This window comes from Arthrobacter sp. FW306-06-A (assembly GCF_021870055.1).
In the GTDB taxonomy this organism is placed as follows: Bacteria; Actinomycetota; Actinomycetes; order Actinomycetales; family Micrococcaceae; genus Arthrobacter.
On sequence record NZ_CP084552.1, the window covers coordinates 949,968 to 962,541 of the forward strand.

Genomic DNA, 12,574 nt, shown 5'->3' on the forward strand with positions numbered 1-12,574 from the left:
GCCGGGCCCCAACGGAAAGAGTTGTCCATCATGGCACTGGGAACCGTGAAATGGTTCAACGCTGAAAAGGGCTACGGCTTCATCACCGTTGACGGCTCCGGTGACGACGTTTTTGTCCACTGGTCCGCGATCCAGGGGGAGGGTTACCGGGCCCTGGCCGAGGGGCAGCGGGTGCAGCTGGAGGTCGGCGAGGGCGAAAAGGGCCCCCAGGCGGAAAACGTACGGCCCGCGCAGTGACGATGCCCCACCATTCCCCAGCGCGTGCCTTGGCAGGACTCGCCCTTTCCCTGGCAGGCCTCCTTTCCATGACGGCCTGCGCCGGCACCGGCGGCAACGCCAGGACAGAATCCGCGGAGGCCTCCGGCGACGGCGTTCTGCGGGTGGGCTTGATCCTTGACAACACCGGCGACAACGCCTTCCTCAACGCACCCCAGCTGGCCGCAGCCAAAGCGGCCATCCAGGACATCAACGCCGCCGGCGGACACAAAGGCCGGCCCGTGGAGCTGCTGCCGGTGCACCCGGACCAGGACACTGCAGCCCAGGCCAAGGATCTGGCGGCTGCCAAGGCGGACATAGCCATCGGGCCCACGGACTCCAGCCATGCAACCGCCGCCGTGGACATCCTGTCCCGGGCCCACGTGCCGCTTATCTCCCCGGCCAACACTGCTGCCGGCCTCTCGACGAGCGCCAGCGGAGGCTACTATTTCCGAACCGCCGCAGCCGACGTCGCACAAGGGCCCGTGCTGGCCAAGCTCGCAAAGGACGCCGGGGCCGCCAGCATCAGCGTGCTCTACCAGGAGGGTTCCTACGGCAAGGACCTCTCCGCCGCGGTCACCGAAGCTGCCCAACAGTCCGGGCTTAAGGTCCTGCCCGGGGTGGGCTTCAAACCGGGGGATGCCGCCGAAGCCGCACGCTCCGTTGCGAAAGCCACTCCGGACGCCGTCGTCCTGGTGGCCAGGGATGGTGCGCAGGGCGCATTGGCAGAGCTCCACGACGCCGGCCTCAGCGGTTCGAAGTTCATCCTCAGTGACGGCGCCTTCGCCCGCTACGGATCCGGTCTGCCGGCGCGGGCCCTCGAAGGCGCCCGCGCCGTCGTCCCCGGCCAGCTCCCCACGGCAGCCTTCCAAGGGAAACTGCTGGCGGTGGACGCCTCCCTGAAGGACGTCTCCTACGCTGCCGAAACCTATGACGCCGTGACGTTGGCGGCACTCGCTGCGGCCCGGGCGCAGGATGACGCGGGGCGGTCCATCGCCGCGAACCTCATCGCGGTCTCGGGCGGAACTGCCCCCGGGGCGGGTACGCCGCAGGCTCCTTGCCGGAGTTACAAGGAGTGCCTTGGCGGCCTCGCCGCCGGCCCGGACATAAACTACGACGGCGAATCCGGCCCGGTTGCCTTCGACACCAACGGGGACATCACCACAGCTGCCTTCTCGGTCTTCACCTATGGGGCGGACAACAACCCCAGCCCCACCGGGCATGAAACAGCCGGACACTCCGGCTGATCGCCCTGGGCGAAGCCACTGCGGCCAGCGCCTTGTCCGCGCGTCTTATCGCTTGCACTCTAACCTGGGGAGTGCTAATTATTGAGTTAGCACTCTGACGTACCGACTGCTAAAGCAAAGCCTGGTTCCGGCCGGCGGCGCCCTGCATCGGCCGAGGAGCGAAAGAAACACCTCACTTCAGTGAGATCCCTGCGCGGAGGCATACAGAGGCCGCCGTTAAAGGATCGTCCGTCGCGGGCACTGCAGCGAAGGTTCATTCTTAACGACTGTCCCGAAAGGACTACTGCCGTTATGGCCAAGATCATTGCATTTGATGAAGAGGCACGCCGCGGCCTTGAGCGTGGCCTGAACACCCTCGCCGACGCCGTTAAGGTCACCCTCGGCCCGCGTGGACGCAACGTCGTCCTCGAAAAGAAGTGGGGCGCCCCCACGATCACCAACGATGGTGTTTCCATCGCCAAGGAGATCGAGCTGGACGATCCCTACGAGAAGATCGGCGCAGAGCTGGTCAAGGAAGTTGCCAAGAAGACTGACGATGTTGCCGGCGACGGCACCACCACGGCAACCGTCCTGGCCCAGGCACTGGTCAAGGAAGGCCTGCGCAACGTTGCCGCCGGCGCCGACCCGCTGTCCCTCAAGCGCGGCATCGAGAAGGCCGTTGACGCCGTCACCGCCGAACTGCTGAACTCCGCCAAGGAAATCGAAACCAAGGAAGAGATCGCGGCCACCGCCTCCATCTCCGCCGGTGACGACGAGATCGGTGCCCTCATCGCCGAAGCCCTGGACAAGGTGGGCAAGGAAGGCGTCATCACGGTCGAGGAGTCCAACACCTTCGGCCTGGAGCTCGAGCTCACCGAAGGCATGCGCTTCGACAAGGGCTACATTTCCGCCTACTTCGTCACCGACGCAGAGCGCCAGGAAACGGTCCTTGAGGACCCGTACATCCTGATCGTCAACTCCAAGATCTCCAACGTCAAGGAACTGGTTGCTGTCCTGGAAAAGGTCATGCAGTCCAACAAGCCGCTGCTGATCATCGCCGAGGACATCGAGGGCGAGGCACTGGCCACCCTGATCGTCAACAAGATCCGCGGCACCTTCAAGTCCGTCGCCGTCAAGGCCCCGGGCTTCGGTGACCGCCGTAAGGCCCAGCTGGCCGATATCGCCGTCCTCACCGGCGGCCAGGTCATCTCCGAAGAGGTTGGCCTCAAGCTGGAGAACGCCGGCCTGGAGCTCCTGGGCCAGGCCCGCAAGGTTGTCGTCACCAAGGACGAGACCACCATCGTCGAAGGTGCCGGCGACGCCGACCAGATCGCAGGCCGCGTGTCCCAGATCCGCGCCGAGATCGAGAACTCCGACTCCGACTACGACCGCGAGAAGCTGCAGGAGCGCCTGGCCAAGCTGGCCGGCGGCGTTGCAGTCATCAAGGCCGGTGCCGCCACCGAGGTTGAACTCAAGGAGCGCAAGCACCGCATCGAGGACGCAGTCCGCAACGCCAAGGCTGCAGTTGAGGAAGGCATCGTCGCCGGTGGCGGCGTGGCCCTGATCCAGGCCGGTGCCAAGGCATTCGCCAACCTTCAGCTGTCCGGTGACGAAGCAACCGGCGCCAACATCGTCCGCGTTGCCATCGACGCGCCGCTGAAGCAGATCGCCTTCAACGCCGGCATGGAGCCGGGTGTGGTTGTCGACAAGGTCCGCGGCCTGCCCGCCGGCCACGGCCTCAACGCCGCAACCGGTGAGTACACCGACCTGCTGGCTGCCGGCGTCAACGACCCCGTCAAGGTGACCCGCTCTGCCCTGCAGAACGCAGCTTCCATCGCCGGCCTGTTCCTGACCACCGAAGCAGTGGTTGCTGACAAGCCGGAGAAGGCTGCTGCCCCTGCCGGCGGCGACGACATGGGCGGTATGGGCGGCATGGGCGGCTTCTAAGCCTCCCGGCCGGGGAACCCCTCCCGCCAACAAAAAATGCGGCGCCCTCCTGGTGAGGGGGCCGCATTTTTTGTGCCTGGGGAAGCGCCCGTCCGGGGCTCTACTTCCGGGCCGAATCCAGCATCCCCTGGACTTCCTTCTTGAAGGCCTCCGCGGCAGCCTGCGGGGTGAGGCGGTCATACAACACTTCATCCGTGTAGCGCTTGATGACGTTCTGGACGCTGCCCGCACCCACTGGTGGAACCGGGGGCGCATCCTTGATATCCGGAGCGATGTCCTTCAGGAAGTTGACCACCGTGGTGTCGGCCGGCTTCAGTGAGGGCGTAATGCCGGCGACGATTTCGCTGTTGGTGGGCACGCCCCTGTCCGTCATGAGGATGGCGCCGGCTTCGGGGCTGTTGGTGAGGTAGTTGATGAATTCGGCTGCCTGCTGGGCATGCTTGGAGCGGGAGGAAGCGGACCAGAACATGGTGGGCTTGTAGTACATGCCGTTTTCGGCCGAGGCGCCGTCAACGCTCGGGGCACGCAGCATCTTGATGTTGCTGCCGGTGGTGGCTTCCAGCGAACCCAGTTGGTTGGTCCACCACCAGGCCATGCCTACCCGGTTGGTGCCGAAGAGGCTCTGCTCAAGGCTCGCTCCTGCGTCTTCCGTCGCTACGTTTGCCGGCGGGCTGGCCTTTGAATCGCGCTGCTCCTTGAGCCGCTCCCAGAAGGAGGCAGCCGTGGCGGTCTCGAAGTCGAGCTTGCCGTCCTCCGAGTACAGGTTCTCGCCGTGCTGGCGGAGCCAGATGATCAGGTCGGCCTCGTTGCTGCCGTACGCGGCTCCATAGCTCTTTCCGTCGCCTGCGGCGCTGATCTTCGCCGCAGTGTCCATGAAGTCCTTCCACGTCCACGTCTTGTCGTCGGGAACCGGAACGCCTGCCGCCTGGAATACCTTGGTGTTGGCCATGATGACGTAGGCGTTCTGGCCGGTGCTCAGTCCGTACTGCGCGCCATCGTACTGGCCTGAGGCGAGTGCCTCCTTGTCCAGCTTGGACGTGTCGATGCCTTTCTGCTTGGACAGGTCCAGCAGCGCCCCGCGGCCCCCGTATTCGGCAATGTACTTCTGGTCCATCTGGATGACATCGGGCGCATCGTTGGCGGCGGTCTTGGTTGCCAGCTTGTCCCAGTAGCTGGACCATTCGCCCGGCTCGGCCTTGATCTTGATGTTTGGGTGGGACGCTTCGAACGCGGCGATGACCTTGTTTGTCTGTCCGTTCAGGTACTCGTTGCCCCACCAGGCGAACCGCAGGGTCACCTGACCGTTGTCGCCTGAACCGCCCGAGCCGCCGGCGGCACCGCAGCCCGTGGCCAGGATGGACAGAGCCACGGCCGCAGCGCCAAGCTGAAACCTCCGGCGGCTTACGACTGGAATCGTCATTGATGTTCCTTTCGGTTGGTTCCGTCACGCTCTGGCAGCTTTGCGAGCTGAAGAAGCTGCGCCTCAGAAACCGTTTTCTCGAGTTATGGTGCGATTCTTTCGCGTGGTCTACATCCCCGTCAAGGCTTTTCGGTAAGCGTTTTCCGAAAATTGCGCGCGTAAGGCTGCCGGCGTGGGACGCGCAGCCCGAGGCCGCGGCAGCCCCAGCAAAATGGGCTGCAGTAAGGCGGCCGCAACCCATTGCCGGCTGCTTCTGGCAGGATGGGTTGGTGACGATTACTGCAGCGGCTGACGGTTCGGCCTTGGGAAACCCTGGCCCGGCGGGATGGGCCTGGTATGTGAATGACGATTGCTGGCGGGCCGGTGGCTGGCCGCACGGGACCAACAACCAGGGGGAGCTGATGGCTGTCCTTGACCTTTTGCGCGCCACTGCGCACCTCCCCGGGGAGGACCTGCGCATCTTGTGTGACAGCCAGTACGTCATCAACTCCATCACCAAGTGGATGCCGGGATGGAAGCGGAAGGGCTGGCGCAAGGCTGACGGAAAGCCTGTCCTGAACATGGAACTGCTGAAGGAACTCGATCGCGAACTGGCCGGCCGTACCTACACCTTCGAGTGGGTCAAGGGCCACGCCGGGCACGACCTCAATGAGGCCGCCGACGAGCGGGCCAGGGCCGCGGCCACGGCTTACCAGCAGGGCGTGGCCGCACGTTCCGGCCCGGGGTTCCCCGGCGGACACCACCCGGGTGCACAGCACGACCTTTCACGCGGCCAGAACGGCCGCGAGCCTGCCCTGCACGCGCAGGCCCCCTCCGGTGTGGGCCTCCCGCCGGCCACCCTGGACATCCCGGGTACTGCCCCCGCCCAAACGCCGGCAGTACCCCGGGAATCAGCGCGCCCGGGTGCAGCAGGCGGGGCAGCGGCACGCCCGGCAGCACCCAGCACGGGTGTACCCGCAGGTGGGGCCAACCAGCGCAGATCCGTCCCCGAGCCCGTGCCGGCCTTCGATGAACTGGACCTGTTCAGCGAACTGGACGATGAAGCCCTTGAAGTGGCCGAGGCAACGCAGCGGGCCGGCTCCATCCCGCCCGAGGCGCTGGTGGAGGAACTCGAACGCGAACTCCTGGGGCCGCTGGTGCGGGGGGACATTGGCCGGACCGCGGTCCTTCTGCACCCGGACTTCATGGAGATCGGCAGCTCGGGAAGGGTCTGGACCCGGGACGCCATGATGATGGCCCTCGAGGAGGACCCCGGCGAGCGGACCGACATTGAAATCCTGGGTGCAGACCGCATCGGCACCAGCGCGGTCCTGCTGACGTACCGAAGCTTCGCCCGGTCCGGCACGACGCTCCGCAGCTCGCTGTGGGTCCTGGACAGCGGCCGGTGGCGGCTGAGGTTCCACCAGGGAACCCCGGAGGCCTAGAACCGGAGTACCAGCAGGGGGCTGTGCTGGCGGAGGGGCCGCGCCCTCACGTGAGACGCCGCATCAGCTGAACCGCTGCGTGTTCCCCAGCTCCGCCTGCGCGTAGGTGGCGGCCGCAGAGGCAAGGGCGGCATTGATGGACGCCAGCGACGCTTCCACGCGGCCCTGCGTGATGGTCCATTCGGTGACGAGTGCCTGGAAGTTGGTGGCCGCGGAACCCCGCCATGAGCCCTGCAGCTCATCCAGGCCCCGCTTCATGGTCTGCACGTCAGCGCTGATCCGGTCCACGGTGGCCTGGACGTTGGCCGACTTCAGCTGCAGTAGTTCGGTGTCGACGGAAATAATGCTCATGGCTGTGCCTTTCGCTGCGGCGGGTCCCCAAGGGGTCCCGCGCCCGGCGGGTCCGGGCTGCTGTGACGAGCCTACGCAGCAGCGCCAGGCGGGAGCCATGGTCACGGCTTATATGTGGATAACCGATCCGTCGCTGCCCGCGGCCCGGGCGGCACTGTCGTCAGCGGCGTCCTGCCCGCCGTCGCTGTCACTGCCTGGTGTGTCGGCACGCCGCGGAAGGCTTACCACCAGGGTTGCGCCCCCGCCGTCGGTCTTTTCCACCCGCACCGTGCCCCCGTGGGATCCCACGATGGCTGCCACGATGGCAAGGCCCAGTCCGCTGCCGCCCGTCTCCCTGGTCCGGGAAGTGTCCGCCCGGTAGAAGCGTTCAAAGACCTTGGCCGCGTCTTCTTCCGAAATGCCCGGCCCGTGGTCCCGTACTTCGATGATGGACTGTTCTCCGCCGTCGGTTTGGCGGACCCCGACGGCCAGTTCGATGGGGCTGCCCTCCGGGGTGTAGCGCAAGGCATTGCCTACGAGGTTTCCCACCACTTGGCGCAGCTTGGCCTCATCACCAAGGACCGGTGCCGGGGCCGCTGCTCCGCCGTCGAGCCCCGTGAGCGAAATCGCCCTGGAACGGTCGCTGGCCTGGGTGTCCACCACCGCGTCATGGGCAATCAGCTGCAGGTCCACCGGCTTTTGCTGCAGCGGCCGCTGCTCATCCAGGCGGGCCAGCAGCAGCAGGTCCTCGACCATGGAACCCATGCGCTTGGCTTCGCTTTCGATGCGGCCCATGGCCGTGGCCACGTCCTCGTCCGTCGCCAGGGCACCGTGGCGGTACAGCTCGGAGAATCCACGGATGGTCACCAGGGGAGTGCGCAGCTCGTGGGACGCGTCAGCGGCAAAGCGGCGCATCCTGGCCTCCGATGCGGTCCGCGCCGCGAAGGCGGTCTCGATGTGTGCCAGCATGGCGTTCAGGGAACTGCTCAGCCGGCCCAGCTCGGTGGCAGGGTTTTCGACTTCCACACGCCGGGAGAGGTCGCCGGCGGCAATGGCGGCGGCTGTCTTCTCCACCCTGGCCAGCGGCCGGAAGGCGCGCGAGACGGTCCAGCTGGCTATGAGCGAGGCGAGCAGCAGGGTCAGCAGGCCGACGCCGGTAACCACCAGGGTGGCATGCTTGAGGACGTCGTCGACGCTCTCCAGGGGCAGCCCGATCACCACCACGGACGTGGTGGGTCCGTTCTGGACGGTCACCGCCACCACCCGCCAGTTTTCGCCGTCCGTCCCGCGGACCTGGAAGGGAGCCAGCTGGAGCGCCTGGGCCTGTTCCACCGAAATGTTGCTGATGTCCGGATGGTCGTCCGGGTCCCCGCCGAAGGTGTACGGCTGCTCACCCGGGGTGAAAAGCATCAGGGAGTAGTCAGTGGGGATTGGGCTGGGTGCCTGCAGCTGGGTGAACGAGCGTTGTTTCCGGGCAGAGTCGACGGCGGCGTTGAGTTTGTCGTCCACCTGGCCCTGGAGGTAGGTGTGGAGGAGGGTCAGCGTCACGGCTCCGGTCACCGTCAGGGCCACGATCAGGAGGGCCATGATCATGGCCACCAGCTGCGACCTGAGCGAGGCCGACTTCCACCGTTTGAGCAAGGTCAGCGCTTTTCGGCCGTCCGCAGCACGTAGCCCACGCCGCGCTTGGTCTGGATCAGGGCCGGTGCGTCGGGGTCGATGTCCACCTTCCGCCGCAGGTAGGAGATGTAGGACTCAACAATGGACGCATCGCCATTGAAGTTGTACTCCCAGACGTGGTCCAGGATCTGCGACTTGGACAGCACCCGGTTGGGATTGAGCATGAGGTAGCGCAGCAGCTTGAACTCCGTGGGGGAGAGCTCGATGACCGTGCCGCCGCGCCGTACTTCGTGGGCGTCGTCGTCGAGTTCCAGGTCGTCCACGCGGATCACGGCGTCGTCGTCCAGCAGGGGCTGGGTCCGGCGGAGCACCGCCCGGATGCGCGCCACCACTTCATCCAGGCTGAAGGGCTTGGTGACGTAATCGTCCCCGCCCACGGTCAGTCCGGTGACTTTGTCCTCGGTGTCGTCCTTTGCCGTCAGGAAGAGGACGGGAAAGTGCTTCCCGGAGGCGCGGAGCCGGCGGGTGACAGTAAATCCGTCCATGTCGGGGAGCATGACGTCAAGCACGGCCAGGTCAGGGGCGTGGGTGTCGGCCGCGGCCAGGGCATCGCGCCCGTTTGCTGCGGAGACCACTTCAAAGCCGGCGAACCGCAGTGACGTGGAAAGGAGCTCGCGGATGTTGGGTTCATCATCAACGACGAGCAGCCTGGCTTCTGGACCGTTCTTGTTCATGCTCCCATCATGCTCCCAGTCTCTGGGAGTTGTCTGGATATTCGTTGTGAGCATGATGGGCTTGGCCTTACCAGCCCATGGTTCCCGGTTCCCCCTTGAACGGGCCCACAACCCGGCTGGTGATCCAGCCGCCGTAGAAGCGGCCCGGCTGTGCAGTGACCCGCTCACCGTCCACCTCGCAGTAGTCCATCCGGCCCGGGTAGACGGCGACCCTGCCGGCCAGCGCCTCAAAACCTGGCGCCGGCTCGGGGTAGGACCACGCGGCGCTGTCCGCTTCCTTCCCGCCGCCGCAGACGGTCAGGTACTTCGCAGCGCCCTTGAACTCGCAGAAGCTGCTGCCCGAGGACGGCTCCAGCGCGCCGGCGGCAAATGCCGACTCAAGGACGTAGTACACGGGCGGGTGGCTGGTCTCCAGGACCCGCAGTGAATCCGTGGTGTCGAGGATCAGCTCCCCGCCCAGGACAATGCGGATGCGCTCGCTGCTGGCTTCGATCCGGGGCGGGCGGGGGTAGTCCCACACCGATTCCTGCCCAGGGCCGGGGGTGGCACGAACGATTCTTGTAGTCATACTTACAGTCTGAGTCCAGCAGCCCCTTTGTGCATCAGGGAACCCAATTCGTGGAAAGAACGTTCAGCCCCTGCCGTCTTCCGCAGCCTGTGGCGCCGGAATACAGTGATGCTTGCCGGGCACCTGCGCCCGGCGCACCAGCGTTCCAACGGTTCCCCCCGGAGTGCATGCATCCGCCGGCGGGAGCCGCGCCAACACCGGTAGTTATTGGATAGTTCCTGACCCAATGAAGGGGATAGATCATCATGACTGACTTGAGCGCCACCGAAAACGCAGCCGCAGGCGACCGCACGATCCGGGACTGGGCAGACCTTGCCGAGGAGATGTGGTCCTATCTCACTGGCAAGGGTGCAGCGATCAATTACCAGTTCATCGACATGACCGTCGAAGTTCCGCGGGATATTGGCCCCGACGCGCCGCGTGCCACCTGGAAGCTCAATGGCAGCCTGCGGGTCACCACCAGCGACCGGGACGTTTCCGGGCCGGACGCGAACCGCGGCTGACCAAAATGGCGGAGAACCGTCTGGACGTTGATCTGGACTTTTCGTACACCGATGAATCCGGTGTGGTCACATCGGGCAGGGCCAGGGCCGCGGGAACGGAAGTGACTGTGTCCCTTGAGGAGCTGGCACCGTTGACCGGCAGCGGCCTGCCGTCGATGGATGAGGTCAAGCCGCTGGCGGAGATGCTCGCCCGCAAGGGGCTGACCGTCACCCTGGCCGGCCCCGACGGCAACATCGTCAGCCTGGGCAAGGTGGACAGCCCTGCTTCGCAACGGCTGGTGACGCGCTCACCCCACATCAAGCTGGGCAAACTCGGCTCCCTGCTCCCGCTGGTCAGGCAGGGCAGGCGTGGGTCCAAGGGGGTACCGCTGCTGCCGCCGTCCACACCTTTGCCATTGGTCCCCACGGTCCAGCGGAACATTGTCCGCCGCATTACCACCACCCATTACGCCAGGGGTGGTGGACGGCCGCGCCTGATCTTCGTCCAGGACGCCGCCACGTGGACGGGGCAGATTCCGCGGGAGGTAGCCCTCACGGGAGATGTCACGACCATCGGCAGCGGCGATGGATCCGATGTCCAGCTGGAGGGTTTGGAGGCACTCCACGCCGAAATTGTGCACGACGACCAGGACGAATACGTGCTGGTACCGCATGCGGACGTCAGCGGCAGTGTCCGCCGCAACGGGCCCTCCGTGCTGCGGACAGGTGCCAGGATGCAAATGGGGCAGTGGTGTCTGGCATTTTTCCGGGAGGAATTCGCTGACCACGGACGTCCCTTTGGCGGGCGCAGCGGCGGGGAACTTGCCTACGAACGCCCCCAGCTGGACCCGCGGACAGGAACCATGGAGCGGGACAGCTCGGAATACATCCGCTAGGAGGGCGCCCGCGGCGGATCAGTCGGCTGCGGCAACGTCCTTGGCGTCCATGATCCGGTACGCATACCCCTGCTCTGCCAGGAACCTCTGGCGCTTGGCGGCGAAGTCCTGGTCCAGGGTGTCGCGTGCCACGAGGGAGTAGAAGCGCGCCGCCCGGCCGTCTTTCTTGGGCCGCAGCAGCCGGCCCAGCCGTTGGGCCTCCTCCTGCCGGGATCCAAAGGAGCCCGAGACCTGGATGGCCACCGAAGCCTCAGGCAGGTCGATGGAGAAGTTGGCCACCTTGGACACCACCAGGGTTTGCAGTTCTCCCGCGCGGAACAAATCAAAGAGCTTCTGCCGTACCTTGACCGACGTGTCGCCCTTGATGACGGGCGCCTCCAGGCGCTCGCCGAGCTCATCCAGCTGGTCGATGTACTGGCCGATCACCAGCAGCTGTTCACCCGTGTGCCGGGCCACCAGTTCCTCCACCACCCGGGTCTTGGATTCGGAGGTGGCGCAGAGCCGGTACTTGTCGGCGTCATCGGCCATGGCGTAGGCGACGCGTTCGTCCTTGGGCAGGTCCACCCGGACCTCAACGCAGTCCGCGGGTGCGATGTAGCCCTGGGACTCGATGTCCTTCCACGGCGCGTCGTACCGTTTGGGACCGATCAGGCTGAAAACCTCGCCTTCGCGGCCGTCCTCCCGGACCAGGGTGGCAGTCAGCCCAAGCCGCCGGCGCGCCTGCAGGTCTGCGGTCATCCGGAAGATCGGTGCCGGAAGGAGGTGGACCTCGTCATAGATGATCAGTCCCCAGTCATGGCCGTCCACCAGTTCCAGATGGGGATAGATGCCGCCCCGCTTGGTGGTGAGCACCTGGTAGGTGGCGATGGTTACCGGCCGCACCTCCTTGAGGGCGCCGGAGTATTCACCCACCTCTTCCTCGGTAAGGGAGGTGCGCCGGAGCAGTTCGTCCTTCCACTGCCGGGCGGCGACGGTGTTGGTGACCAGGATCAGTGTTGTGGTGGAACCGGTGGCCATGGCCGCGGCGCCCACCAGGGTTTTGCCGGCGCCACAGGGCAGCACCACTACTCCGCTGCCGCCCGCCCAGAAGTTCTCGCTGGCCAGACGCTGATACGGCCGAAGCTGCCACCCGTCTTCATTGAGCGAAATCAGGTGCGGGGTGCCGTCCACATAACCGGCCAAGTCCTCCGCGGGCCAGCCGAGCTTCAGCAGCAGCTGCTTGAGCTGCCCCCGCTGCGAGGCGTGCACCACCACCGTCTCGCCGTCGATCCTGGGTCCCAGCAGCGGGGCGATCTTCTTGGCCCGGATCACTTCCTCCAGGACGGGGTAGTCATCGGTCCGCATGACCAGCCCGTGGCGGGGGTCCTTTTCCAAGCGCAGCCGGCCGTACCGGGACATGGTTTCTTCGACATCGATCAGCAGTGAATGCGGCACAGGGAAGCGGGAGTATTTCAACAGCACGTCCAGTACCTTTTCGGCGTCCAGCCCGGCGGCACGGGCGTTCCACAGGCCCAGCGGGGTAAGCCGGTAGCTGTGCATGTGCTCGGGCGCACGTTCCAGCTCGGCGAAGGGCGCAATGGCGTGCCGGGCTTCGGTGGCCAGCTCGTGGTCCACCTCGAGGAGGATGGTCTTGTCGCTTTGGACGATCAGGGGTCCGTCGGTCACGCGGGGG

At 65.9% G+C, this 12,574-nt stretch carries 12 protein-coding genes; 6 read left to right on the forward strand and 6 right to left on the reverse strand.

Annotated elements, in window-relative coordinates; genetic code table 11:
• The first annotated feature begins 30 nt into the window (after window positions 1-30).
• The 3 genes from LFT49_RS04555 to groL all read left to right on the forward strand — a co-directional run bounded on the left by LFT49_RS04555 (window position 31) and on the right by groL (window position 3,428).
• Complete coding sequence (locus tag LFT49_RS04555) at window positions 31-237, forward strand: cold-shock protein (protein ID WP_237429875.1); 207 nt, start codon at window positions 31-33, stop codon at window positions 235-237.
• A gap of 2 nt (window positions 238-239) precedes the next feature.
• Window positions 240-1,502 (forward strand): ABC transporter substrate-binding protein, encoded by a 1,263-nt coding sequence (locus tag LFT49_RS04560; protein ID WP_236801161.1) that lies wholly within the window; start codon window positions 240-242, stop codon window positions 1,500-1,502.
• Between the two features lie 291 nt (window positions 1,503-1,793).
• Window positions 1,794-3,428, forward strand: a complete 1,635-nt coding sequence (gene groL / locus LFT49_RS04565) for a chaperonin GroEL (protein ID WP_142131065.1) — start codon at window positions 1,794-1,796, stop codon at window positions 3,426-3,428.
• Window positions 3,429-3,528: 100 nt separating this feature from the next.
• Here the strand turns inward: groL and LFT49_RS04570 are convergent, their stop codons facing one another.
• Window positions 3,529-4,848 (reverse strand): ABC transporter substrate-binding protein, encoded by a 1,320-nt coding sequence (locus LFT49_RS04570; RefSeq protein ID WP_237429876.1) that lies wholly within the window; start codon window positions 4,846-4,848, stop codon window positions 3,529-3,531.
• 269 nt (window positions 4,849-5,117) lie between these two features.
• Between LFT49_RS04570 and LFT49_RS04575 the strand changes: the two genes are divergently transcribed.
• The gene (locus LFT49_RS04575; RefSeq protein ID WP_237429877.1) at window positions 5,118-6,272 is read left to right on the forward strand and encodes a ribonuclease HI family protein; all 1,155 of its coding nucleotides are present in this window, start codon (window positions 5,118-5,120) and stop codon (window positions 6,270-6,272) included.
• A 63-nt stretch (window positions 6,273-6,335) separates the two neighbouring features.
• Here the strand turns inward: LFT49_RS04575 and LFT49_RS04580 are convergent, their stop codons facing one another.
• The 4 genes from LFT49_RS04580 to LFT49_RS04595 all read right to left on the reverse strand — a co-directional run bounded on the left by LFT49_RS04580 (window position 6,336) and on the right by LFT49_RS04595 (window position 9,524).
• The gene (locus tag LFT49_RS04580; RefSeq protein ID WP_236801164.1) at window positions 6,336-6,623 is read right to left on the reverse strand and encodes a WXG100 family type VII secretion target; all 288 of its coding nucleotides are present in this window, start codon (window positions 6,621-6,623) and stop codon (window positions 6,336-6,338) included.
• A 108-nt stretch (window positions 6,624-6,731) separates the two neighbouring features.
• Window positions 6,732-8,243, reverse strand: a complete 1,512-nt coding sequence (locus tag LFT49_RS04585) for a sensor histidine kinase (RefSeq protein ID WP_237429878.1) — start codon at window positions 8,241-8,243, stop codon at window positions 6,732-6,734.
• Window positions 8,244-8,245: 2 nt separating this feature from the next.
• Window positions 8,246-8,956 (reverse strand): response regulator transcription factor, encoded by a 711-nt coding sequence (locus tag LFT49_RS04590; protein WP_142131055.1) that lies wholly within the window; start codon window positions 8,954-8,956, stop codon window positions 8,246-8,248.
• A gap of 67 nt (window positions 8,957-9,023) precedes the next feature.
• Window positions 9,024-9,524: a DUF427 domain-containing protein gene (locus LFT49_RS04595; RefSeq protein ID WP_236801166.1), complete on the reverse strand. Its 501-nt coding sequence runs from the start codon at window positions 9,522-9,524 to the stop codon at window positions 9,024-9,026.
• A gap of 245 nt (window positions 9,525-9,769) precedes the next feature.
• On the opposite strand from LFT49_RS04595, the gene LFT49_RS04600 reads away from it, so the two are divergent.
• Both LFT49_RS04600 and LFT49_RS04605 read left to right on the forward strand, forming a co-directional pair.
• Window positions 9,770-10,027: a hypothetical protein gene (locus tag LFT49_RS04600; RefSeq protein WP_236801167.1), complete on the forward strand. Its 258-nt coding sequence runs from the start codon at window positions 9,770-9,772 to the stop codon at window positions 10,025-10,027.
• 5 nt (window positions 10,028-10,032) lie between these two features.
• Window positions 10,033-10,902: an FHA domain-containing protein gene (locus LFT49_RS04605; RefSeq protein ID WP_237429879.1), complete on the forward strand. Its 870-nt coding sequence runs from the start codon at window positions 10,033-10,035 to the stop codon at window positions 10,900-10,902.
• 18 nt (window positions 10,903-10,920) lie between these two features.
• Here LFT49_RS04605 and LFT49_RS04610 read toward each other — a convergent pair whose 3' ends face one another.
• Complete coding sequence (locus tag LFT49_RS04610) at window positions 10,921-12,567, reverse strand: DNA repair helicase XPB (RefSeq protein ID WP_237429880.1); 1,647 nt, start codon at window positions 12,565-12,567, stop codon at window positions 10,921-10,923.
• Window positions 12,568-12,574 lie beyond the last annotated feature (7 nt).

Coding starts and splice junctions, on each gene's coding strand:
- LFT49_RS04555 (WP_237429875.1), top strand. CDS start 31: ATGGCACTGGGAACCGTGAAATGGTTCAACGCTGAAAAGGGCTACGGC.
- LFT49_RS04560 (WP_236801161.1), top strand. CDS start 240: ATGCCCCACCATTCCCCAGCGCGTGCCTTGGCAGGACTCGCCCTTTCC.
- groL (WP_142131065.1), top strand. CDS start 1,794: ATGGCCAAGATCATTGCATTTGATGAAGAGGCACGCCGCGGCCTTGAG.
- LFT49_RS04570 (WP_237429876.1), bottom strand. CDS start 4,848: ATGACGATTCCAGTCGTAAGCCGCCGGAGGTTTCAGCTTGGCGCTGCG.
- LFT49_RS04580 (WP_236801164.1), bottom strand. CDS start 6,623: ATGAGCATTATTTCCGTCGACACCGAACTACTGCAGCTGAAGTCGGCC.
- LFT49_RS04590 (WP_142131055.1), bottom strand. CDS start 8,956: ATGAACAAGAACGGTCCAGAAGCCAGGCTGCTCGTCGTTGATGATGAA.
- LFT49_RS04595 (WP_236801166.1), bottom strand. CDS start 9,524: ATGACTACAAGAATCGTTCGTGCCACCCCCGGCCCTGGGCAGGAATCG.
- LFT49_RS04600 (WP_236801167.1), top strand. CDS start 9,770: ATGACTGACTTGAGCGCCACCGAAAACGCAGCCGCAGGCGACCGCACG.
- LFT49_RS04605 (WP_237429879.1), top strand. CDS start 10,033: ATGGCGGAGAACCGTCTGGACGTTGATCTGGACTTTTCGTACACCGAT.